Annotated in this window: 21 protein-coding genes; 3 read left to right on the top strand and 18 right to left on the bottom strand. The window is 41.5% G+C overall.

Annotated features, from left to right (window positions below; translation table 11 throughout):
- The 3 genes from K1I61_RS08330 to hisS all read right to left on the bottom strand — a co-directional run.
- On the bottom strand, positions 1-1,169 hold a 1,169-nt coding region (locus tag K1I61_RS08330), incomplete at its 3' end, for an Ig-like domain-containing protein (protein WP_223335816.1).
- A gap of 147 nt (positions 1,170-1,316) precedes the next feature.
- Positions 1,317-7,835, bottom strand: coding sequence for a G5 domain-containing protein (locus K1I61_RS08325; RefSeq protein ID WP_223334738.1), 6,519 nt, complete (start codon positions 7,833-7,835; stop codon positions 1,317-1,319).
- A 273-nt stretch (positions 7,836-8,108) separates the two neighbouring features.
- Positions 8,109-9,386 carry a histidine--tRNA ligase gene (gene hisS / locus K1I61_RS08320; RefSeq protein ID WP_223334736.1) on the bottom strand — a complete coding sequence of 426 codons (1,278 nt, stop codon included), beginning with the start codon at positions 9,384-9,386 and terminating at the stop codon, positions 8,109-8,111.
- A gap of 196 nt (positions 9,387-9,582) precedes the next feature.
- Here hisS and K1I61_RS08315 point away from each other — a divergent pair, with 196 nt between their 5' ends.
- Positions 9,583-10,155: an MptD family putative ECF transporter S component gene (locus K1I61_RS08315; protein WP_223334734.1), complete on the top strand. Its 573-nt coding sequence runs from the start codon at positions 9,583-9,585 to the stop codon at positions 10,153-10,155.
- A gap of 23 nt (positions 10,156-10,178) precedes the next feature.
- Here K1I61_RS08315 and K1I61_RS08310 read toward each other — a convergent pair whose 3' ends face one another.
- The 12 genes from K1I61_RS08310 to K1I61_RS08255 form a co-directional block, all read right to left on the bottom strand.
- The gene (locus K1I61_RS08310) at positions 10,179-10,871 is read right to left on the bottom strand and encodes a methionine ABC transporter permease (RefSeq protein ID WP_223334733.1); all 693 of its coding nucleotides are present in this window, start codon (positions 10,869-10,871) and stop codon (positions 10,179-10,181) included.
- 1 nt (position 10,872) lies between these two features.
- Positions 10,873-11,934: a methionine ABC transporter ATP-binding protein gene (locus K1I61_RS08305; protein WP_223334732.1), complete on the bottom strand. Its 1,062-nt coding sequence runs from the start codon at positions 11,932-11,934 to the stop codon at positions 10,873-10,875.
- Positions 11,927-13,300: a M20 family metallopeptidase gene (locus tag K1I61_RS08300; RefSeq protein ID WP_223334730.1), complete on the bottom strand. Its 1,374-nt coding sequence runs from the start codon at positions 13,298-13,300 to the stop codon at positions 11,927-11,929. Before K1I61_RS08300 ends, K1I61_RS08305 begins: the two co-directional genes overlap by 8 nt.
- 121 nt (positions 13,301-13,421) lie before the next feature.
- A complete protein-coding gene (locus K1I61_RS08295; protein ID WP_223334728.1) occupies positions 13,422-14,276 on the bottom strand; it encodes a MetQ/NlpA family ABC transporter substrate-binding protein in 855 nt (284 codons plus the stop codon).
- 154 nt (positions 14,277-14,430) lie between these two features.
- Positions 14,431-15,273 (bottom strand): amino acid ABC transporter substrate-binding protein, encoded by an 843-nt coding sequence (locus K1I61_RS08290; protein ID WP_006149171.1) that lies wholly within the window; start codon positions 15,271-15,273, stop codon positions 14,431-14,433.
- 102 nt (positions 15,274-15,375) lie between these two features.
- Positions 15,376-15,699, bottom strand: a complete 324-nt coding sequence (locus K1I61_RS08285) for an AzlD domain-containing protein (RefSeq protein WP_006152935.1) — start codon at positions 15,697-15,699, stop codon at positions 15,376-15,378.
- Positions 15,689-16,384, bottom strand: a complete 696-nt coding sequence (locus K1I61_RS08280) for an AzlC family ABC transporter permease (RefSeq protein ID WP_006153005.1) — start codon at positions 16,382-16,384, stop codon at positions 15,689-15,691. Before K1I61_RS08280 ends, K1I61_RS08285 begins: the two co-directional genes overlap by 11 nt.
- Before the next feature lie 139 nt (positions 16,385-16,523).
- Positions 16,524-17,132 carry a hypothetical protein gene (locus tag K1I61_RS08275; RefSeq protein ID WP_223334726.1) on the bottom strand — a complete coding sequence of 203 codons (609 nt, stop codon included), beginning with the start codon at positions 17,130-17,132 and terminating at the stop codon, positions 16,524-16,526.
- A 65-nt stretch (positions 17,133-17,197) separates the two neighbouring features.
- Positions 17,198-18,208, bottom strand: coding sequence for a tRNA (adenosine(37)-N6)-threonylcarbamoyltransferase complex transferase subunit TsaD (gene tsaD / locus K1I61_RS08270; protein WP_223334724.1), 1,011 nt, complete (start codon positions 18,206-18,208; stop codon positions 17,198-17,200).
- Entirely contained in the window at positions 18,198-18,635 is a 438-nt protein-coding gene (gene rimI, locus K1I61_RS08265; protein WP_223334722.1) for a ribosomal protein S18-alanine N-acetyltransferase, read from the bottom strand. Before rimI ends, tsaD begins: the two co-directional genes overlap by 11 nt.
- Positions 18,632-19,315 (bottom strand): tRNA (adenosine(37)-N6)-threonylcarbamoyltransferase complex dimerization subunit type 1 TsaB, encoded by a 684-nt coding sequence (tsaB, locus tag K1I61_RS08260; protein WP_223334720.1) that lies wholly within the window; start codon positions 19,313-19,315, stop codon positions 18,632-18,634. The genes rimI and tsaB overlap by 4 nt, the downstream gene beginning before the upstream one ends.
- 110 nt (positions 19,316-19,425) lie before the next feature.
- Entirely contained in the window at positions 19,426-19,632 is a 207-nt protein-coding gene (locus K1I61_RS08255) for a hypothetical protein (RefSeq protein WP_223334718.1), read from the bottom strand.
- A 272-nt stretch (positions 19,633-19,904) separates the two neighbouring features.
- On the opposite strand from K1I61_RS08255, the gene K1I61_RS08250 reads away from it, so the two are divergent.
- Both K1I61_RS08250 and rnjA read left to right on the top strand, forming a co-directional pair.
- Positions 19,905-20,138, top strand: coding sequence for a DNA-dependent RNA polymerase subunit epsilon (locus K1I61_RS08250; RefSeq protein WP_006149161.1), 234 nt, complete (start codon positions 19,905-19,907; stop codon positions 20,136-20,138).
- 1 nt (position 20,139) lies between these two features.
- Positions 20,140-21,819 (top strand): ribonuclease J1, encoded by a 1,680-nt coding sequence (gene rnjA / locus K1I61_RS08245; RefSeq protein WP_004250408.1) that lies wholly within the window; start codon positions 20,140-20,142, stop codon positions 21,817-21,819.
- 41 nt (positions 21,820-21,860) lie between these two features.
- Here the strand turns inward: rnjA and K1I61_RS08240 are convergent, their stop codons facing one another.
- The 3 genes from K1I61_RS08240 to K1I61_RS08230 form a co-directional block, all read right to left on the bottom strand.
- Positions 21,861-22,898, bottom strand: a complete 1,038-nt coding sequence (locus K1I61_RS08240; RefSeq protein ID WP_223334716.1) for an aldose epimerase family protein — start codon at positions 22,896-22,898, stop codon at positions 21,861-21,863.
- Positions 22,899-22,911: 13 nt separating this feature from the next.
- On the bottom strand, positions 22,912-24,075 hold the full coding sequence (locus K1I61_RS08235; RefSeq protein WP_223334714.1) for an SIS domain-containing protein: 1,164 nt from the start codon (positions 24,073-24,075) through the stop codon (positions 22,912-22,914).
- Between the two features lie 266 nt (positions 24,076-24,341).
- Positions 24,342-24,746 (bottom strand): PTS sugar transporter subunit IIA, encoded by a 405-nt coding sequence (locus K1I61_RS08230; protein ID WP_000167445.1) that lies wholly within the window; start codon positions 24,744-24,746, stop codon positions 24,342-24,344.

The raw sequence follows: 24,746 nt of genomic DNA, 5'->3' as shown, positions 1-24,746 counted from the left end.
GTTGGAGCTTCAGTTGTTGTTGGAGCTTCAGTTGTTGTTGGAGCTTCAGTTGTTGTTGGAGCTTCAGTTGTTGTTGGGGCTTCAGTCGTTGTAGTGGTTGTCGTTGTTGTAGTGGTTGTCGTTGTTGTAGTGGTTGTCGTTGTTGTAGTGGTTGTCGTTGTTGTCTTATCACCGCTACCTTCACCTGAACCAGTCTCTAAACGAGTAAGTTTAGTGATTGAACGTTCTTCAGGGAAGTTAGTTGCTTTCCACTTCAATGTGTTAGCTACTTTAGTTTTTGCTGGAAGGTCTTCTGTAAGTTCTGTTGTGTACTCAATCCAAATTGGCCAGTTCCAGTTATCACCAAAGTTAAATGTGAATCCTGTGATTTTACCTGCTGCATTTCTTGTGAATTCAGCTGTCTTAGTGAAGTTGGCAGCTGCGTCCAACTTGAACAATTCGTTTTCATTTTGGATTTTGTTTGGTTGTTGTGCATAACGAACAGCACGCAATGAACCTTCTACAAGAACTTGACCGTTATCGCTGAAGTCATCTGTGATAACCAAGTTATTCAATTTATCTTGAACAGCGTTCAAAAGGATACGCCATTTGATACGTTTAGGGTTTTCTTTGTCTTGGTAACCGTATTTGTACTCATAGTCACCTGGAGTACCTACGTATTGCTCATAGGTTACATTGTAAGTTTCTTCACCAAACTTAAATGTGTACTTACCAGATTCTTTCAAATTTGTTGCGTTCGGACGAACTGAGTATTTCAAAGACATGACTTTGTCTTTGTAGTTTTTAGAGAAGTAGTCAGTGAAAGTAATTTTCACTTTACCTGTAGCTGGGTCAGTTACGGCATCACCAACCTTTTCACCGTTGGCGTGAAGGATTGGGAACTCAAGTTTAGTAACAAGTTCCAATTCTTTTGGAAGGTCCAAAGTCAAAGTATCCCCAGCATTGATCTGTTGTGAGTCTGGGAAAGTAAGGCTATTTGTTGCCTCCAAGACACGACCAGTCGTAATCTTTTTGTCCGCAGTTATAGGTTGACCATCAACCTTAACTTCTGTGTTCATAGTATACTGAGTTACTTCAGTAGCGAAAACCGTCGTCAGTGTCGCCAATGAAAGAACTAAGATACTTAACATCGCTAAAATGCGCGTAGCGCTAAGCTGTGAATTCTTCATCACAATAAACTCCTTTAATTTAATCTGATATATCATAGCATTTTTTAGTTCCTTTTACAAGTCTTTTAAAGGGATTTTTAAAAGATTTTTGTTTTTCTGCTAGAAATATTCTTATTTTTGTTTTATATTGTCTCTTTTCGACAAATTTCATCTTCTATGGTCATCTTTTTTCTCGCGAATACCGACCAAAGTTAAGAACATCATCAACATTCCAAGTAGGCTGATCCACCAGTTTGATTGCTCTCCAGTCTCTGGTAAGAGCTGGTCTTGGACAACTGGTTCTTCAACTGTTTGAGGTTTTTGAGCTGAAACTGTCAATGGCTTCATCTCCTCCAGTTTAAGAGATGGAACTGTCGGAATGATTTCAACTGGTGCTGATGGTTCTTGTTTTGATTGTTCAACCAGGGTCCCTATTTCAATAATCTCTGCTTGTGGTTCTTCTAGGATTTCTGAGCGAATCAATTCTTTCTTAATCACAACTCCATTCTGCAGAGTCAAACGATACATATATTGACGTTTTCCTGGTTTTCCTTTTTGTAGAAGAATTTGTGTACCTTTAGCAAACTTAGGATTTTCAACTATTTGTTTTTCAAAGTCAATCTCTTCTACTTGGATTTTTTCTTCTATAATTATAGAAGAAACTTGCTTGGTTCCGATCTCAGTGATCTCTGCTTGTGGTTCTTCTAAGATTTCTGAGCGAATCAATTCTTTCTTGATCACAACTCCGTCCTCAAGAGTCAAGCGATACACATCTTGTCGTCTACCTGCCTTGCCTTCTTGTAAAACATTCACAGTTCCTTTTGCTAGCTCTGCATTTTCAACTGTTTGTTTCTCAAAGGCTACTTCTTCTACTTGGATGAGTTCCTCTGTTGTAATAGTAGGAATTCGTTTTGTTCCAACTAAGATTACACGAGCCACTGCTTTTCTGATAACCGTGGTATCTACCAATGTAGAAGAACGCTCTTCATCATTGAAGTAGTATTTCTCAAACGTTCTGTGAATTAGTCCATCTTGACCTTCTTGGAAGACTCTAGTTTCACCTTCTGGCAAGCTATCATCATTGCGATATTCTGTTTGATGACTAATGACTTCATCCTCAGTCACCAAGACTGTACGCTCAGCTCCAGCACCCACCACAAGAACTTGGTTGACAGGTTGAGTCGTTATAACAGTTCTTAGATACTCACGTTGAGTTTCTTTACCATTGACATAGGTTACTTGATAGTAGTCTGTTTGAGTTCCTTCTTGGCCTTCTACTTCGACCAGACGGTAGCTAACAGGCTTAGTCTTGTCCTCACGAACGATGGTGTTGTAAGGAATCGCACTGGTTAAGCTGATCTCTTTGGTTTCAGTAACTTGAGAACCGATATGGATAATCTGCTCAAGTGCTGGGCGCAACTCTTTGACGCTAATCAAGTCCGTCTTGACTAAGATGCCATCTTTATAAGTAAGCTGATAAATTTTTTCTACTAAACCAGCACGACCTTCTTGAACGAGCTTACGTTCACCCTTTGGCAAGTTTTCATCAATAACGGTAACTGTTCTAAAGTTAGTCTCTTCAGTTCGCTTTTCCTGCTTCACTTTAACATTTGGAACATGTTTTGTCCCAACTAAAATGATGGTCGGAATTGCTTCTCTGACAACTTTACTTTCGATTAGTTTTGAAGAACGTTCTTCATCATTGAAGTACTGTTTCTCGATTGTCTTATGAATTAGACCATCTTGACCTTCTTGAATAACCTTTGTTTCACCTTCTGGCAGAGTATCGTCGTTACGATATTCAGTTGAACTTGTGATTCTTTCTTCTTGAATTTCGAAGATTGTACGCTCAATTCCAGAACCTTCAACTAGGACTTTATTGACAGGTTGAGTTGTAATGACAGTTCTGAGGTGCTCACGCTTGGCTTCCTTACCATTGACGTACGTTACTTGATAGTAGTCTGTTTGAGTTCCCTCTTGGCCCTCTACTTCAACAAGGCTGTAACCAACTGGCTTGGTCTTATCCTTACGAATAATAACATTGTACGGAATTGGACTTGTTGTGTTGATTTCCTTGATCTCAGTGACTTGCGTACCGATATGGATAATCTCATCTTGGACTTTTTGAACTTCCTTGCTACTAATCAAGTCTGTCTTAATCAAGACTCCGTCTTTGTAGGTTAGTTGGTAAACTTTCTCAATGAGACCAGTTCTTCCTACTTGAACTACCTTGGTTTGACCTTTTGGTAGGTTTGGATCTTCGATTTTTTGAGTCTTGTAGGCAATCTTCTCAGTCTGAGTGTCTTGTTCTACCTTGATGGTTGGCACGTGTTTTGTACCTACCAAGATGATCGTTGGAGTTGCTTCTTTGATTAGTTTGCTGTCTACTAATTTCGTAGAACGCAATTCATCATTGAAGTATCGTTTTTCAATCGTCTTACGAAGGAGACCTTCTTCGCCAACCTGATCAACTTTTGTTTCACCTTCTGGAAGAGTATCATCATTTCGATACTCAGTTGAGCTTGTAATCTTATCTTCTTGAATTTCAAAGAGAGCACGTTCTACTCCAGCACCTTCGACAATCACCTTGTTAATAGCTTCTCTAACGACTGTTGTCTTCAAATGTTCCCGTTTGGTTTCGGTACCACTGATGTAGGTTACTTTATAGAGGTCTGACTTCTCACCGTCTTGACCTTCTACCTCAGTCACTCGGTAGCCGATTGGCTTCGTGGTGTCTTTACGAACCTTAATAGTAAATGGAATTGGACTTGTCTCGGTTGCTTCTCTAATTTCTTTGATACGAGTTCCAACTTGGATGATCTCATCTACTGGATCTGTAGTGATGTTAGATTCTACAAATGTACGAGATGTCTCTTCTCCATTCACTTTCGTTACAGAGTAACGATTTGTTTTCTGGCCTTTCTTACCTGCCTGGATAACCTTAGTTGTCCCTGCAGGAAGCTGATCTGAAAATTCTTTGAGAGTATTGTAATCGATTGACTCTGTCTCATCTACAAGCTCAGTTGTTTCCACGATAGGTGTCGCATTTCCGACACGAACGACACGGTTGACTGCATCTGTAATCTTATGTTCAGAGACGATGGTACGACCGATTTCTTTGCCATTTCGATAGCTTACCAAGAAAGTACGTATAATTTGTCCTGGACTTCCTTCTTCATCGACAACACTTTCTCCTGCTGGAAGTGTATTGTCTGAGACATAAATCGTCTTGAATGGAACATCAACCTGTTCATCCAATGTGCGTTCTGTCATCTTAGAAGTACCGATTACTGTGATTTCGTCTACAGCTTTTGGATCCTCAACTTTTGAGATTTCTTTACGAGCAACTTCAACATCATCCTCATAGGTGACTTCATAAGTTGTTGTTATTGTCCCTGGTGAACCAACCTGAGTAATCTTGTTGTAACCCTCTGGTTGGGTTTCATCTTTTTCAATGACCTTGTTGAAGTCTTTTTCTTCGACGACAACTACAGATCTCACTGATACAACCACACCCAGGCCTTTAACAATGATCTTATCCTTCTTCTCTTTAAGGATATTTTCATTGACCAAGCTACGGTCAACAAGTTCATTATTGAGGTAGGTCAGTTTGTATTGATTTTCAATGCGACCTTTCTCACCGTCTTGACGGACTTCTTCGTAACCTTTTGGTTTCGTATAGTCATATTCAACCACAGTTTCAAAGTCTACATCTTTGATTTCAGTAGTGTATTCTACTTTTTCTACTGCACTACCAACTGTGATAATGCGTTTGACTGGTTGGTCAATCACTGTTTCAGACGTCAAAGTCTTACCAGCTTCCTTACCATTCAGTTTTCTGATTTGGTAAGTCTTTTCAACAGAACCATTCTTACCAGCTTGATTTTCAAATTGATAAGTTTTTGGTTTTGTTGGGTCCGTTCTGATTTCTGTTTCGTATGCAACAGTTTCTTTCTCAGTAACAGTCTCAAAGGTTTCTGTCGCTGTACCAATCAAGACAATCTCTTTTGTAGGTTCAAGAATTGTTTCTTCAGAAATGATCTGACGTCCTACAATTGTGTCACCAACTTTGGTAATCTTGTATACATTAACTTTCTTACCAGGTACACCTTTTTGTACAGTTTCTTTAAATCCGATAGGAAGTTCATCTGTCTCACGAGTTTCGATGATGTACTCTGTCGTTGTCGTTGTACGAAGTGTTTCAACCGTTTTATCACCAACGATATCTACTGGAGCTAGCGGCTTGCCATCTAGAGTGTTACGTCCAAGGAAGACATTATTACTCTTAGCATTTAAGTTCACCCAATCACCATTGTATAGTCTAAAGAAACCATTCTTGTTTGGTGTGTCGGCGATGAATTTATTGTCTGTAGCTGTTACTTTAACAGTGTCGTTGAGACGGTTGATACCAAAGAAAGCTTGCATTATGTCTTTGATAACTCTACCGTCCGTTTTACGGGTAACATCATAACGTTGCCACGGCTCATTGTCTTTATACTTAAAGGTATTGCTATTGACATCAATAGAAGCTGCGTTTGTGCTTTCAATAGCGACCGCATTTTTCCATCTAGACTTAATCTTAGAAACGGTCAGCTCATTGTTGTCAATGTTGATGCTTCCTCTAGTCTTAGTAAATGGTACTTTTGTAACCTTGTTGACACGTTTTCCAGTAGTACGGTCAATAACACTTGCTACATAAGTTGTATCATCATTGATGTAAATCGGTAACTGCTTGATGTCATCTACTTCAATCTTGTTTCTTGAAATAGTGATGTCACCTGAACCGCCACCTTCAACACCTCTAGATGCTTGAGCAGTATTGTTGTTGACAGAGATGATATAGTCTGTCGAATCACCAGTGATGGTGTTTCCTTCAATGTTTAGACTATAATCATTTGAACTTTCGTTGTTTCTAAAGAGAATACCAAAGGTTCCTAGTTGTCCATCTTCAAATGGTTTTGTCAAACCTTCAATAGTGTTATTTGAAATGACATAACGACCTTTTTCGAGAGGTTTAGTCCACTTGTGGTTTTTCTCGTTTGTCAGGATAGAAATGGCTGTGTAACCACGGTAACGAGCTGGGTCATCATCATCATTTTCCAACTTAGAGTTTGGATCTTGTGTTACCTTGTTGTTACGAATAATGACATCCGTCATCGGATTGGCACGGTTATAAACCTCGATACCATTCAAACGGTCTCCGAGTGAGACGTTGTTTTCGATGAGGATCTTATTCCCGTCGTGAATATCCAAGCCTTTACGGTAGTTGTAGTTTGTATAGTTTCCAGTATAGGTAATGCCATCATTGTATGAGCCTGCCATTGAGGCTGCACCATATCCAGTACCACCGTCCAACACATGACCGTTGTATGACAAGATATTATTGTCTACCACAAAATTACGTTGGTAACCGAACATAACACCAGCAACACGGTTGTTATGAAGGAAAGAGTTAGTTACCTTGTTACCGTCCATGATAGGAACATCTGGATCTCCGATAGACTTGACTTCATTTGAAACCTTCTCAGAGATACTGCTGTAACGGATTGGCCTACCGCTAGCATCATACTCTTGAGCTGTTGCCTTGCTTGAACTAAAGAAGACACCGGCTCTGTTGAATTTCATTGCACGAACATCATTGATCGTAACATTTGAAGAATCGTTTACGTAGATCCCGTTTGAACGTCCAAAGTAAGATTTTCCTTTACGGTAAAACTCATTATCCTTAGTGTAGTCGGATGAATCATAGGCATGCTCAACAGTTAAGCGGCCTACAGTAAAGTCCTTCTGATTTTGAATGAGGATCGCAGACTCGTAACGGTTATCCGTCAAGTTTGTTTCAGGATCGTGCTCTCCATCTTGCTTTTTGTTAAACACGATTTTTGTATTGTTACGACTTGGACCACTACCAATCAAACCTTTTACATTGGCATAGTTTTCATCGATAACCAAGGTTTTCTTCAAGAGGACATTCCCTGAAACCATTACGGCAGCTCCACCCTCAACCTCATTGGCTGCTTTCAGAGCTTTTTGAAGAGCATCACTTGCTTCAACCTTACCAGTTGTATCTAATCCGAAATCTGTAGCTTTTACATACTTACCGTATGTTGCATCTTCATATACGTTTGTATTGCTAGCTGCTCTTCTACGACGAGCTCTAGGAGCTGCTGATTCATCTTTAGGAGCTTTCGGTTCCTCTTTAGGAGTCGTTACCCCCTCTTGAGGTGTCTCTGACAAATTTTTCAGTTCTTCTTCAGGTGTTATTTCAGCTGCTGGTTTTTCTACCTTAGGCTGTTCTGCTTTTGGCTGCTCACTTGTTGGTTGCTCTTGGACAGATTGTTCCGCTTTTGGTTGTTCTGCTACTGTTTTTTCTTCAGCAACTTCCCTCTCAGCAGGAGACTTGTCTGCTTCCTTTTCTGCCACTTCCGTTGTAGAAGTAGAGTTTTCCGGCGTTAAAGCTGTAGTCTTTCCCTCATTAGCAACCGGCTCTTTCTTATCATTAGCAGTGGCTTCACTCTTTTGATTTGTGATCTTATTTAATGAAGTTGCTTTTTCATCCTGATTTTGCACAACTGTGTTATTTGAGAAATCAGTTGTATCAGCTTTAACATGCACTTGAGCTAATTGGAAAGTGGTTAAAATCCCAATTGTCAATAGTGAATATTTTGTTGATTTCCTAATATTCATTTTCTTTTTCTCCAAACTCTCATCTAGCCATCATCTCTTTATAAGATTTGAATTATGCATAAATATCCTTAGACTCCCTGTTTTAGGGCGCAAAATATTTATTCTATACTATTCAATAATACAGTGATAGAGGGCGAAAGTCAATAAATTTTAACCAAAATTATTATTTATCCAACTAATACTTTTCGTTTATGATTTTTTCTAAAATTTGTGTCTTTTTAGTACTTTTTATTCAAAAAAGCCAGGAATTTTTCCTAGCTTATTTTGGTTCTTTTAGACTAATTTTTCAAATACTTCTGAGAAATTTTTACTAATAGCTTCAAGCGAAACTTCTAGTTCTTCTCGAGTTTGGTTGTTCTTAACCTTGACTTGTCCACTTTCGACTTCGCTCTCTCCAAGAGTGATAAGAGTCTTAGCTCCAAAAACATCGGCTGACTTGAACTGAGCTTTAAGCTTGCGATTGAGGTAATCACGCTCTGCTTTGAAGCCTTGCTGACGGAGAGCTTGTACCAACTCCAAGGCTTTCAGATTAGCCTCTTCACCAAGGACAGCAATATAGACATCTAGGGCATTTTCGATAGGAAGTGCCACGCCTTGTTTTTCAAGGACTAGAAGAAGACGCTCTACACCAAGTCCAAAACCAAAGCCAGCAGTCTCAGGACCCCCGAAGTAAGCAACCAAGCCATCGTAGCGACCACCTGCACAGACTGTCAAGTCATTGCCATCAATCTCTGTGATAAACTCAAAGATGGTGTGGTTGTAGTAGTCCAGACCACGCACCATGTTGGTATCGATGATATAGTCTACTCCGAGATTTTCCAACATCTGACGAACAGTATCAAAGTGGGCTTGGCTTTCTGCATCCAGGTAATCCAAGATAGATGGTGCATTCTCCACAGCTACCTTGTCTTCTTTTTCCTTCGAGTCTAAGACACGAAGAGGATTTTCCTCCAAACGACGTTGGCTATCCTTAGATAAGCTATCTTTGAGCGGTGTTAAGTAGTTAATCAAGGCTTGACGATAGGCCGCACGACTGTCAGGATTTCCAAGAGTGTTGAGGTGTAGTTTCACACCTTTAATCCCGATTGCTTTCAAGAAGTGGGCTGCCATAGCGATCGTTTCTACATCGGTAGCTGGATTGCTAGAGCCAAAGCACTCCACACCAATCTGGTGGAATTGGCGCAAACGCCCTGCTTGTGGGCGCTCATAACGGAACATTGGTCCCATGTAGTAGAACTTGCTTGGCTTTTGCACTTCTGGCGCGAAGAGTTTGTTTTCCACATAAGAACGGACGACTGGCGCTGTTCCTTCTGGACGAAGAGTAATATGGCGATCACCCTTGTCGTAAAAATCATACATTTCCTTGGTTACGATATCAGTTGTGTCTCCAACGGAACGACTAATGACTTCATAATGCTCAAAAATAGGGGTACGCACTTCTGCGTAGTTGTAGCGTTTGAAGATTTCACGCGCAAAGCCTTCAACGTACTGCCACTTGGCAGACTCAGCAGGTAAAATATCCTGCGTTCCTTTTGGTTTTTGTAATTTCATAGAGAATCCTCTTTCTAACTTAATAGTCCTATTTTACCATAAATAAAGGGATTGGGACAGTCAGAGGAGTAAAGAAATAGCTTTAGTCTATTCCTCTTTCATCTAGTCTCTGGACAAATAGCAAATGTCGGCCAGTATTTACAATCTAAGCCAGGCATGATACAATGAAAACCATCAGATATACGAAGGAGAACTTATGAAAAAGAATATCTTGACAACCCTTGTTGCTGCCCTTGTCTACTTTCTCTGTATCGGAGTTGGGGTTCTACTAGGGAACCTTGTCGACCACACTGGAAATATGTTTTACGCCCCTGCCTTTTCTGCTCTTGTAGGTGGTAGCGTCTATATGATCCTTTTAGCAAAGGTTCCTCGTTTTGGAGCGATTACTTCGATAGGACTTGTGATTGCTCTCTTTTTCCTCGGGAGTAAGCATGGTGCTGGAGCCTTCCTGCCAAGTATTATCTGCGGTCTTGCAGCAGATGGCATCGCTCACCTAGGACATTACAAAGATAAGGTTAAAAACCTTCTTTCCTTCCTAGTTTTTGCCTTTGGTACTACTGGTCCCATCCTACTCATGTGGTTGACCCCTCAAGCCTATATGGCAGCTCTAGTCGCTCGTGGAAAATCTCAGGACTATATCGATCGCATTATGGTTACACCGAATCCTGCTAATATCCTCCTCTTTATCACAAGTATTCTCATCGGTGCTTTACTTGGTGCCCTAATTGGACAAGCACTTAGTAAGAAATTAGCACATAAAACATCATAAAAAAGAGCCAGATGGCTCTTTTTTTATTTATGACTTAATTTCTTGGTCAAGAAGTCTCCCAAGAACTGAATCGTAAAGATAATCAAGATAATGATGAGGGTTGCAAGGATAGTCACATCGTGATTGTAACGGTTAAAACCATAAGCGATCGCTACGTTACCGATACCTCCAGCCCCAACTGCTCCCGCCATAGCTGTTTCACCGACTAGTGAAATCAAGGTTACAGTCGTCACTCGGATCAAGTCTGGAAGTCCTTCTGATAGGTAAACACCCACAATATCCCAGAATGTCGCTCCACTTGCTTGAGCCGCTTCAATGACACCGCCATCAAGCTCTGATAAAACTACTTGAACCTGACGAGCAAAGAAGGCAAAAACTGCAAAAGATAGAGGTACGATAGCCGCATTTGGACCGATACTTGTCCCTACGATCAAATGAGAGAAGGGTGACAAGACTGCCAAGAGAATGATAAATGGAACTGCACGGAAGATTGAGGTAATCTTATCCAAAACCCAAAAAACAACTTTATCTTCTAAGACGCCACCTGGTCCAGTTAAGACGAGGAAAAGTCCTGCAACTAGTCCTAGGAATCCTCCAATGATAAAGGAAAGAACTGTCATATAAAGCGTTAAGTAAATTGCTGTTCCCCAGCCTGCTTGGCCTAACCAGCCCATCTTATAGACATTTGGTAAATATGTTTGGATCAAGTCTGCCATCTTACTGTCCTCCCTTCAATACTTTTAGTTGCACACCAGCCTGATGGATAGCCTCTTGAGCTTTTGCCAGTGCTTCTTTTTCTCCAGACAAAACAACCACAAGCTCACCCACAGGAGTACCATCCAAAATTTCAATGTTCCCATAGAGAATATTGGCTGTTACTTGGTAGTGTTTGTATAATTCATTCAAAAGTGGCTCATCTGTAGAAGCACCTGCATACTTGAGTTGTACCAAAATGCTATTTTCAGATAAGTTCTCCACGATTTCTTGCTTTTCAATCTTGACCATAGCTTCATCGATACCAGTAGCCGTTGAGATAAAGTCCTGGGTCAATGGTTGCTTAGGATCTGAGAAGATTTCAAGAACGCTGCCCTCTTCAATCAAGCGACCATCCTGCATGACTGCCACACGGTTAGCAATGTCTTTGACAATCTGCATTTCATGCGTAATCAAGACAATAGTCAAGCCTAGTTTACGATTCAATTCTTGCAAGAGTGACAAGATTTGTTTTGTCGTCTTTGGATCAAGAGCTGAAGTTGACTCGTCCGAAATCAAGATTTTTGGATCATTAGCTAAGGCACGCGCAATGGCTACACGCTGTTTTTGACCTCCAGATAATTGTGAGGGATAGTTTTCGGCACGGTCTGCAAGACCAACCAAGTCCAACAACTTAGCCACTTTAGCCTTCTTATCTTTCTCACTGAGTCCAGAGTGTTTGAGGGCAAAGGCTACATTTTCCTCGGCCGTTTTTTGACTCATAAGGTTAAAGTGTTGGAAAATCATCCCAATATCTTGACGCTTACGACGCAATTGCCCGGCAGTTAAGGTTTCTTTCCCATCAAAAATCACATCATCATCAACAGTAATTCTACCTGCAGATGGTTTTTGTAAAAGGTTAATAACACGAACTAGGGTTGATTTCCCTGCTCCAGAATATCCTACAATCCCGTAGATATCCCCTTCTTGAATGTGAATGGTCACATCCTTGACCGCTGTGATGGTTCTTTTCTTTTGGTGGAAAGTCACATCAATCTGGTCTAATTTGATAATGTCTCTACTCATAACTTCTAATCAGCTCCTCTACTAATTCAATATGGGTGTAATAATCGGCGATTCGCACATTTTCATCTCCACCATGGTCTCGGCTATTAGCATTTCCTAGGCCAAATGCAACCATAGGTACTTCTAAGGCATCAAATACCGTATGCATTGGACCTGTACCAGCTGTTGTTGGCAAGACAGATACACCCTGTGGATAAAATTTCTTGGCTAGCTCAATGACATTGAGAATGGCCGGCGCACTCATGTCACTTCGATAGCTCATCTCACCCAAAGTATAGTACAATTCTACCTTATCAAAGCCATTTTTGTCTAGTTGTTTTCGGATTTTCTCCAAAATATCATGGGGTTCAAGCCCCGGAACCAAACGGACTTCTAGCTTGGCACTAGCCTCTGCTGGCAAGATTGTTTTTACTCCTTGACCTTGATAACCAGACTGAATTCCTTCGATATTGAGCGCTGGCTCAAAAAAGAAACGTTTTAGAAAGGCTGTGCGTTCCTCTTGTAAAAGTGGCAATTCCAAGCCATAAATCTGGCTGATTTCCTCTGGATTGCGTTGGGCATAGGTTTCAACCAAGGCCAACTCTCGTTCGTTTGGTTCCTGCACATCATCGTACAAGCCTTCTACCAAGATACGGCCGTCGGCAGCGCGAAGACTAGTCAAAGCTTGAATGAGATACCATGGAGCTGATTCGATGACTCCACCATAGCTAGAATGGATATCGACGTCTGCACTCTTGACCTTGGCATCAAAGGTCACAATCCCCTTGTTTCCACCAGAGATTTCTAACTGTTCTAAAGCATTCTTTGTTCCTTGTTCCCAGACTAATAAATCTGCGCCTCGGAGTTTGTCCGCATGTTTTTCTAAATATTTATCTAAATCCATAGAGGCAGACTCCTCTGCCCCTTCCATGATGAAGCTGATATTGACTGGAAGATCATCGTGATGTTGCATGTATTTTCTCAGAGCGCTCAAGCGAGCAGTGATATGCCCCTTGTCATCATCAACCCCGCGTCCATACATAATGCCATCACGCACAGAGAGTGTAAAAGGATCCTCGGTCCAAACTTGATCACCATCTGCTGGTACTGTGTCATAGTGGTTGTAGAAAATGATAGTTTTGGCATTTGGCCGTGAACTTTTGAAATGTGCCATGACAAAAGGCGCTGTATAGCTCTCGTCAATCTCAACTTCTGCACCAACACGTTTAAAAATCTCACCTAGATAACGAGCCACCTCTTTCAGGCCGACTTGTTGGGCAAAGACTGATTTTTTAGAAATCAAGGTACGCAAAACTTCAAAATAATGTTGCGCTACATGATCCTTTTCAAACTTTTCAATTTGTTCTTCTTGGCTAGGGAAAACCATTTTCTCTCTACCTTTCTACTAGGACTTGTACCTTTAGAATCAATACAAGTGAATTTCATTTGTTTTAGGCTCTATATAAAAGCAAGAGGCGGAAAAAATCTCTCCCACCTCCCTGTGTTTATTACCAAACTGGTTGATCCAAGCCATCTGAAGTTTCTTCGATGACTTTTTTCACTTCGTCAGTGTGGTAAGCTGCGATAATTTTCTTGATTGCATCAGCTTTAGGTGATGATTCCCAATCTTTTTTCGCAACGATGATGTTATACCATTGTTTTGAGTTTTCATCAGCTTGCTCTTTAAAGAGTGCTTTCTTATAGTCCAATTTTGCTTCTGTAACAAAAGTGTTATTTACAACAGCTGCATCAACTGATGACAATGAACGAGCTGTTTGGCTAGCGTCCAATTCAGTGATTTTCAAGTTCTTTGGATTTTCTGTGATGTTTGCGATTGTCGCAAGTGCAGTTCCTGAAACATCCAACTTAATCAAACCAGCTGATTGAAGCAAGTAAAGAGCACGGCTTTCGTTAGTAGCATCGTTAGGTACTGCGATTTCACCGTTATCTGGGATTTCTTCCACTTTAGTGTACTTGTTTTCACTTCCGTTTAAACCTGAATAAAGACGGATTGGTGAGATGTAAGTATCTGCAATCGCAACAAGGTCTTTACCGTTTTCTTTGTTCCAGTTATTCAAGAAGTTGTAGTGTTGGAAAGCGTTCAAGTCTACTTCACCATCAGCAGTTGCTTTGTTTGGTTGTGAGTAGTCTGTAAACTCTGTAAATTCCAATTTAATTCCGTCTTTTTCAACTAGTTCTTGGATTTTATCCCAACGTGCTTCTTCTGAACCGCTACGGTTTACAGTTGCGATTTTAACTGTAGTTGTATTGTCCGCTTTCTTGTTTGAATTTCCGCAAGCTGCAAGTGTAAGGCCTGCTACTGTAGCAATCGCTGCTACACCTAACCATTTTTTGATTTTCATGATTCATTCTCCTTTAAAAATAATACCGTAATAGTATCTCATACTTTATTTGATTTCGCAAATTGTTATTAGATAGGCAGGCATATAGTTTGAAACTATATGCCTAAAAATTGAGAAATCATCCGCCTTTCTCAGACTAGATGATTTCATACAACTATTTAATGTCAGCTTCTGCTGGCAGGTAAGAGCCACCAAAGAACTGTTGAGATAGTTTTTCAAGCGTTCCATCTTTATAAAGTTCTTGGATGCGTTTGTCCACAAAAGCCTTCAACTCATCTTGACCTTTGGCAAGAAGTGGATAAACATAAGGTTGTTGGTCACTTGGGAGTTCGATGACTTTCAAATTATCCAAACCTTGGTTTTTGATAACTGTCTCTACACCGATCTTGTCAAAAATCTTATAGTCAAATTGTCCATCGCTCAAACGAGACATGATTTGTTGGAAATCTGCCTTAGTATAATTAAGGATAGTTGGATTGTCCGCATGTTCTGTGTTGTATGCTTCCAATTGTTTTGCTGAGGTTGTTCCTTGAACGACTTCAGTAGATTTTCCACCGATATCATCAAGAGACTTGATGCTAGTGTCGTCCTTCTTCACAACAAGAACGTTAGGATTTTTAGCAGTTGGCGCTGCGTAGAGGTATTTCTCTGCACGTTCTTTGGTATAACTAAGGTTGTTAACGGCCATTTGGTAACGATCGCTATCAAGTCCTGGGAAAATCCCTGACCACTCTGTCTTTTCAAACTTGACAGTATACTTGTCTGAGTCTTTAAAGATAGCACGAACAAGCTCAATCTCGTAACCTGTCAATTCACCATTTTCTTCATAGATAAATGGTTTTGGCGATCCATTAGTTGCTACAACGATTTCTTTCTTACCAGATGTTGCTTCACCAGATGCAGCATCTTTCTTCTCACCACCTGAGCAAGCTGCTAATACACCTGCGGCAACAAGCCCTAGGGCAGCAAGTGATGAATATTTAACGATTTTTTTCATGATATTTCCTCCAAAATAAGATACAGTCTTATCTTAACAGAAAAAAAGCAATTGCGCCATTATATGATTTCTATATTTGCCATAGGTTTTCTTTATGGCTGATTAAAAAACCAAGCGTAGGACTGCTATCAAGACCACTCCAAAGAGAACCGTCCCCACCAGATTGCGGTAACGAAAGGCGACTAAGGCTGTTGGAAAGACTGCTATCAAGTCTAACCATTTTATCTGTGGGAAGCTTCCGATTTTTCCTGTCACCACACTTGAAAGAATCAAGGCGAAGATAATAGATACAGGTAAAAATTTCAAAAAACGCTCTACGATTACTGGTAATCCTTTGTACTTAGCAAGTATGAAAGGAATCATTCTTGGAATCCAGGTCACCAAGCCAGAGAAGATAATTGCCATTAAAATATACTTACTGACCATCCAAGACCACCCCCATGGTACAACCTAGCAAGGTCGCAAACAGAACAGCTAGTGACTGAGACACCACTGTCAAAAGCATAAAGAAGGAAAGGGCAACAACTCCTAAAATGATGAAGAGGTTGCGCAAGGGAATCCGTTTTTGCATAATTTGAAACTGGGAAGTAAAAATCCCGATAAACATCCCCACTAGGGCAAAATCTAGACCAATAACTTCCGGATTTGGCAAAAGTCCACCTAGAGCAGTCCCGACAACAGTTCCGACAAACCAAGCTAGATAGCTGTTAAGGTTGTTTCCGTGCATCCACATAGGATTAACCTTTTCCGTATGGACCAGCTCGCCCATCAAGACCCCGTATGTCTCATCCGTCAAGAGGCTAGACATTCCGATATTATGCCAGAGACTAGTATGACGGAAATAGGTCGATGCATGTAAACTCAATAAAAAGAGCCGTAGATTGATCAAAAAGACCGTCATGGCAATAGCAGCCACAGGCGCTTGGACTGCAATTAAGGCCAGCATGGCAAACTGGGCACTTCCAGCATAAACAAAGAGACTCATCAAGCCCATCTCTACAGGGGTTACATATGGAGCCCCGATAATCCCACAAGCAAGTCCGATGCTGACATAGCCTAAAGCGGTCGGCACTGCAGCCTGTGCCCCCTCCCAAAATCCTTTTTCTTTCATAAACCTCCTCACTATTCATTCCTTCATCAACTACTTTCCAGACAGTCACAGAAAAATTATTATAACACATTCAAAGAGGAGAAAACAGTCTGGAATTTGAAACTAATAGCAAGTATCAGACCCTGAACAGTATGGTTCATTATGGATACATGAGAAATTGATCAATTCGAATTCTATACTTATAGCCTTCATTTTTTTCAGTATATTCATCTTCTATCGGGTAGACATCAACCCAGAGTTCTCTCCTTTGGCCTTGCAATTTGACTTTATAGCGATAGCCATCATCGTATAATCCTACTGTCTCGGTAGTTACGGATTTGAAAGTCGGAAGAGCTTCAATTTCTTTTTTTATAGTCTGGGATAAATTGTAGAGCGCTACTTGTTGCTCCATTTTTGAAGCTACAGGAATATGAACTGTCACTTCTTCCAAGCGATGTGATTTTGAAAATGTGAAATCCGCTCGACCTGTATAACCATTCAATGCAATATTTTCGTAATGATAGAAAAGCCGGCCTGTTTTATAGAAATAAGGATCCCTTGCATGCCAAGTGTCCCGAAAGGCGGTTTCCGTTTCTTCTATCACTTCATCAGCTTCTCCAAACACTTTTTCAAGAGATTTAAGGGGCATATTGAATGACAGTGACTCAAATAGAATCAATTGTGTCTTTGGAATATCCTGGCAAGCTGACATACAAAGCAATAAAGCTCCAAGAGCAAGCACAACTCTCATTGTTTTTTTTAATCTCATATTTCTACTATACTAAAAAACTCGCGCATTTGTCCAAACAAAAAAGTCAGCCTCAAGCTGACTCTTTATTCTATGGTATCAAATGCCAGGCTAGGTTTGGCATTGAGGTCTAAGCCTGCAAAGTTTTCTTTGTTCCACTCGCTAACACTGGCATAGGCAATCATACCTGCATTGTCTCCGCAGAGACGTAGAGGTGGAATGATAACCTTGACATCGGTGATTTCAGCCGCCAAACGTTCTCTAAGACCTTTATTAGCTGCTACACCACCAGCCACAACTAGAGTTTTAACAGGATATTTCTCCAAGGCTTTCTTGGTTTTTGCCATGAGAATATCCATAACTGCTGCTTGGAAGGATGCAGATAGGTCTTCCTTGGACAAGCTTTCTCCCTTTTGCTCGGCATTGTGATGAAGATTGATAAAGGCGGACTTCAAACCTGAGAATGAAAACTCCAGATTGTCTTCCTTAATCATGGCACGCGGGAAATCATACACATCCTGACCTTTATGGGCCAACTCGTCAATCTCACGACCTGCTGGATAGGTCAAGCCCATGACACGACCGACCTTATCATAGGCCTCACCAACTGCATCATCACGTGTTTCGCCAACAATCTTGTAATCACCAGCCTCAGACACATAGACCAACTCTGTGTGTCCACCACTGACTAAAAGGGCTAACAAGGGGAATTCCAAAGGCTCAACACTTTGAGCTGCCATGAGATGACCAGCCATGTGATTCACAGGAATCAGAGGAAGTCCATGAGCCCAAGCAAAGGCCTTGGCAGCTGACAAGCCAACTAGCAAGGCTCCGACCAAGCCTGGTCCGTAGGTAACCGCCACAGCTGTCACATCGTTTTCAGTAATTCCTGCTTCTGATAACGCCTCCTCGATACAGGCTGTAACGACCTCGACATGGTGACGGCTAGCCACTTCTGGCACTACGCCACCAAAACGTTTATGACTCTCAATTTGACTAGCAATGACATTGGACAAGAGCTCGTCGTCGTTTTTCAGGACGGCGACACTGGTCTCATCACAGGATGTCTCAAATGCTAAAATATATCTATCCTTCATCTATTTCTCTCTTCATGATAATGGCATCCTCAACTGGATCATGGTAGTAGGACTTTCTCTCAGCGATGACCGCCATTTTTTCTTTCTTGTAAAATGCTTGCGCTCGGTGGTTGGACTTTCTAACTTCGAGGAAAATCTCCCTGTCTGTCGGCAATGTTGCAAACAAGGCTGAGGCTATCCCCTGACCTTGATAAGCTTTCTTGACAGCGATTTGCAAGACTTCTGCTTCAAAAAGATTCTCCTGAATTGCTAGAAAACCTATCACTTCTTCCCCATCATAAGCCAAAGCATACCAAGTCTGGTCTTGAGACAGGTCTGCTTGGATTTGTTCCAACGTCCAAGGACTGACGGGATAAACGTCCGTCATCACTTCGTAGATAGCTTGTGCCACATCAGGCTGCTGTTGGATTCGTTTGATTTCTATCATAGGCGTTTAATGTAAGACTCGCCAGACTCCGTATGGTTCTTGAGCCAATTTTCCTCAGCTTCGACACGCTTGAGGTAATTCGGCACAAAATCGTGCAAGGAGTCTGCTTCCTTATCCCATGCCCAAAGAGCAAGATTAGCTGCATTTGGCAAGGTTTCTTGATAGTTAGCCTGTGGTAATTGTTCTTGGATCTGCTCCACAAAGGGACCCACTTCTCCAACAAAGGTCACCTGTTCAGCATCCTTGACTTGCTCAAGGACTTCCTCGAAAGACAGGTGAGCTTCGGGAAAGACAGGTTGAGCATGTTCATAAAATCCTGCGTATACATTGTTACGGCGTGCATCCATCAAGGGAACAACCAGACCTTCCTGTTGATTCGGTAGCAGAGCTAAAAGGCTAGACATCCCTACTAACTCAATGTTTAAGGTATGAGCCAAGGTCTTGGCAGTTGCTACTGCGATTCGCAAACCTGTATAGCTACCAGGCCCTTCAGCCACGATGATTCGATCCAAATCCTTGGGTGTCAAATCTAGACTATCCATTAAGAAATCAATAGCAGGCATGAGGCTAATACTGTGATTTTTCTTGATATTAATCGTGGTCTCAGCAAGAAGCTGCTTGTCCTCTAAAATGGCTAAAGACAGAGCCTTACTGGACGTATCAAAAGCTAATACTTTCATAACACATTCCTATCTTTTTGTCTGTTTACTATTATACTACAAAAGCCGACACATGGGAATTTTCTTTGTTTCCAAACAAGAATGTCCTGCCAAACAGACAGGACAAGCACTTAAGTATTCAAGCCAAAGTAAAATACAAACCAGACCACATAGGTCACTAAGAGAAGGAAAAACGAATACAGAGTCACGAAGCTAATCTTCCAAATGAGCTTGGCTTTCCGATACTCCAGCCGAGTATACAAAACATTTCCTCCGTAAACACAGGCAACAAATCCCGCAAAGGCCAGAAGACGAATGATAATAGCTAGTTGAAACATATCCTGCCCTCCTTCATAAGGAAAAACCTCTTTTCTAACTTTATTATAGCACGTGATTCCAAAGTCTTCAAATACTTGTATCGGGCAAAATGAAACACATTTCAAGCTCCTTACTTTCATGTTTCCTGCTTTTACTAATTCCCCTTTTTATGTTATAATTGAGATAATTGTAACGAATCAAGGTCAATACAGGCAGAAAATGAAATAGAAACAAACAGCTGCAAGCTGGTAATTTTTTGAATACAGCTGACCTGAAAACAGAAAGGAAACACATGATTTACAAAGTTTTTTATCAAGAAACAAAAGACCGTAGCCCACGTCGTGAAACAACACGCTCACTTTACTTAGACATTGATGCCAGCTCAGAACTTGAGGGACGTATCATTGCCCGTGAACTTGTTGAAAAAAACCGTCCAGAATTCAACGTTGAATATATCGAGCTCTTGTCAGACAAATTGCTAGACTACGAAAAAGAAACTGGCGCATTCGAAATTACGGAGTTCTAATATGGCCTATACTCTTAAACCAGAAGAAGTGGGCGTTTTTGCCATTGGTGGTCTAGGAGAAATCGGTAAAAATACATACGGAATCGAATACCAAGACGAAATCATCATCGTTGATGCAGGGATTAAATTCCCCGAGGATGACTTGCTTGGTATCGACTACGTTATCCCTGATTACTCTTACATTGTCGAAAATATCGACCGCGTCAAGGCTCTCTTGATTACCCACGGACACGAGGACCATATTGGTGGGATTCCTTTCTTGCTCAAGCAAGCAAATATCCCTATCTATGCAGGTCCACTAGCTCTCGCTTTAATCCGTGGAAAACTCGAAGAGCATGGCCTTTTGCGCAATGCTACACTTCACGAAATCAACCACAACACCGAGTTGACCTTTAAAAATCTTAAAGCAACTTTCTTTAGAACAACTCACTCGATCCCAGAACCTTTGGGAATTGTTATCCACACACCTCAAGGAAAAATCGTCTGTACCGGTGACTTCAAGTTTGACTTTACACCAGTTGGTGAACCTGCAGACTTGCACCGTATGGCAGCCCTAGGTGAAGACGGAGTGCTTTGCTTACTCTCTGACTCAACAAATGCTGAAGTGCCAACCTTTACAAACTCTGAAAAGGTCGTTGGTCAGTCTATTATGAAGATTATCCAAGGTATCGAGGGACGTATCATCTTTGCATCCTTTGCCTCAAATATCTTCCGTCTCCAACAAGCGACCGATGCCGCTGTTAAAACAGGGCGTAAGATTGCTGTCTTTGGACGCTCTATGGAAAAGGCTATTGTTAACGGAATCGAACTTGGCTACATCAAGGCGCCAAAGGGAACCTTCATCGAACCAAATGAAATCAAAGACTACCCTGCGGGTGAGATTCTTATCCTTTGTACAGGTAGCCAGGGTGAACCTATGGCGGCTCTCTCTCGTATCGCTAACGGAACCCACCGTCAAGTGCAACTCCAACCTGGCGATACGGTTATCTTCTCATCTAGTCCAATCCCTGGAAACACCACTAGCGTTAACAAGCTGATTAACATCATTTCTGAAGCTGGTGTTGAAGTCATCCATGGTAAGATTAACAACATCCATACATCTGGACATGGTGGTCAGCAAGAACAGAAACTCATGCTCCGCCTCATCAAACCAAAATACTTCATGCCTGTTCACGGTGAATATCGCATGCAAAAAGTCCACGCTGGACTTGCCGTAGATACTGGAGTTGAGAAGGACAATATCTTTATCATGAGCAATGGTGATGTCCTTGCCCTTACTGCAAACTCTGCTCGTATCGCTGGTCATTTCAATGCTCAAGATATCTACGTCGATGGAAATCGGATCGGCGAAATCGGTGCGGCAGTCCTAAAAGACCGCCGAGACCTATCCGAAGACGGTGTCGTACTTGCTGTCGCAACGGTAGACTTTGAGTCTCAGATGATTATTTCTGGACCAGATATCCTTAGTCGTGGTTTCGTCTACATGCGCGAATCTGGCGACTTGATCCGTCAAAGTCAGCGCATCCTTTTCAATGCTATTCGTATCGCTTTGAAAAACAAGGATGCCAGCGTCCAGTCTGTCAATGGTGCTATCGTAAACGCCATTCGACCATTCCTTTACGAAAACACTGAACGTGAACCAATCATCATTCCGATGATTCTCACACCAGATGAAGAATAATAAAAAATTCTCTGAAATCCTATGACTTCAGAGAATTTTTATTATTTAACGACAATTTCGTAACGAGTTTTGCTAGTGAAAGTCTCTCCTGCTTTTAGAATGACTTGATCTTTCAGGTCACTGTGAATAGCATCTGGTAAAGCCTGCGCTTCAAGAGCAATTCCATTGTGCTGAATCATCGGCTGACCAGCGATAATGACACTCTCATCCACAAAGTTTGCGGTGTAAACTACAAAGCAAGGAGCTTCTGTCTTGAAGAGAAGGAAGCGACCTGAACCTTGGTCATAGAGGAAACCAGCATTGTCATGTCCTGCAGGCAGAGCAAATGGGTGGTCCAAACCAGATACGAGTTGGATTTGCTCATCTTCTTCTGCAAAGATATCTTTCAACAAGGCGCCATTGTAGATATGTTTGACCACATCACGATCAGCATCTGGAGCTTTAGCTGGGACACCGTCAGGAGCGATTGGATAAATACCTTCTGTATTCAGTTGGAATACATGGCGGTCAACAGTCTGAGTGAAATCACCTGATAAGTTAAAGTAGCTATGGTTGGTCGGATTAACCAAGGTATCCTGATCCGTCGTTACCTTGTAGCTAACTTCGTAGGCACCAGTTTCTTCCAAGTGGTAGCTAATCCAAATTTTAAGGTTCCCAGGGAAACCTCCTGTACCGTCTGTTCTTTCTGTGTAAAGAGTCAAACCATGGTCGCTCACCTCGACTAGCTCAAACAAACTAGAATCCCAACCTGTTGAACCACTGTGGTTACAGTTGCTTGCGTTATTGACTTCGAGTTCATAGGTTTTCCCATTCAATTCGAATGTCGCACCTGCGATACGACCTGCAACTGGACCTACACTCGCTCCATGTTTAGGACTGTTACCTACATAGCTATCAAAATCATCAAAGCCTAGGATAACATTGGCAAAATTACCAGCCTTATCAGGAGTTACATAGCGTAGAATCGTTGCACCATAGGTCATGATTTCTAGTTGGTAGCCTGCTTCCGTTTCAAAGCGATAAGCGACAACATCCTTGCCATCAACTTTCCCAAATACACGTTCTGTGTATGTTTTCATCCTTTTCTCCTTATTATTTGAATTCGTGAATAATAACACCTTGAACGACGCGGTTTACTGTACCTGTAGGTGATGGTGTATCAGGTCTGTTTCCAACCTTAAGCGAAGTCAAAAGGGCAAAGAGTTGGGCATAAACGATGTAAGGGAAGACACGGTAAATATCGTTCAAGACACCGCCACAACCAAGTGCTACTTCTTTGACATTTTCAAGTCCAAAAGTTTGGTCACTCAAGAGAACAACGCGACGAGCAATTTTGTCACCTGCAACTTCACGAACTAAGTCTAAGTCATACTGACGAGTATAATCTGTTGTAGAACCAAAGACTAAAACTACAGTATCTTCATTGATAAGAGATTTTGGACCATGACGGAAGCCAACTGGGCTTTCATACATAGTTGCAACCTGACCAGCAGTCAATTCCAAAATTTTGAGCTGGGCTTCGTGAGCAAGTCCGAAGAATGGACCTGCACCTAAGTAAATCACTCGGTTAAAGTCTAGGTCAACCAATTCTTTCACATCTGCCACATTGTCAAGAACTTTACGAGCAAGACTAGAAAGCACTTCAAAACGTTCAGCTTTAACAGCAAATTCAGTTGGATCAAAGACCAAAAGGGCTGTCAACATCATTGAAGTAAAGCTTGATGTCATAGCAAAGCCAGCATCGTTAGAAGCTGCCGGTTGCAAGAGCAAGAGGTTGCGATCGTCACCGTGAGCTTGAAGTGCTAATTCCCCTTCAGCCGCACAAGTGATCGTTACTTGATAAAGCTCGTCAACCAAGGCCTTAGCCAGGTCAACCGTTGCTACACTCTCAGGTGAATTTCCACTACGTGCGAATGATACCAAAACAGTTGCCACGTCTTTTTTCAAATAAGTTTGTGGATTGGCAACAATATCCGTTGTCGCAATAGAGTTAAAATTCCATTTACGTTCGTCATAGACTTCCTTGAAGTAAGGAACCAAGGTGTCACCTACATAAGCCGAAGTCCCAGCACCAGTCAGGATAACCTTAATGTAGTCATGTTTATCTGCAATTCCTTGCAAAAAGGCTGCAATTTCATCACGACGGGCTTGATAGGATTCAAAAGCTTCCTTCCAAACATCTGGTTGTTGGTAAATTTCGCGTGTGGTGATCTCTGCTCCCAACTCAAGCAAATCTTCTTTTGTATAATCTAGCATTGAAAACCTCTAATCTAATATTGTTTCATGATTGAAAACATGGGAATGGGAGTCGCTCCCATTCCCATGTATATTTTCTATAAGATGATTTAACGTTTTAACGCAATCACATCTTATACTCAATGAAAATCAAAGAGCAAACTAGGAAGCTAGCCGCAGGTTGCTCAAAGCACTGCTTTGAGGTTGCCGGATAAGACTGACGAAGTCAGTAACATATATACGGCAAGGCGAAGCTGACGTGGTTTGAATTTGATTTTTGAAGAGTATTATTCATCTTCATCGTCGTCGAAGCTAGCCAATAAATCATTAACTTTCACAATGCTTTCTGAAGCACGACTCTTATAGTCCGCATCCATGCCAGTTAGGCTTGCATTGATAAATTCAATGACCATCGGAAGGTTCATTCCTGCATAAAGTTCAATGTCACGACCTTCCATAATCAAACGGCTCACCACGTTACATGGAGTTCCGCCAAGAAGATCCGCAAAGACTAGGAAATCATCCAATCCTTCAACAGCAGCTTCAAACTTAGCAGTAAATTCTTCTGGTCCATCTTCTGGAAGAAGAGCGACCGCATGAATGTTATCTTGTGGTCCCATAATCATCTCTGTGCTACCTTTAAGTTCTTCACAGAAACGACCGTGGCTCACTAAAATTAATGATTTCGTCAT

This window comes from Streptococcus infantis (genome assembly GCF_019929665.1).
In the GTDB taxonomy this organism is placed as follows: domain Bacteria; phylum Bacillota; class Bacilli; order Lactobacillales; family Streptococcaceae; genus Streptococcus; species Streptococcus infantis_H.
This window is presented reverse-complemented; position numbering and strand designations above follow the sequence as displayed.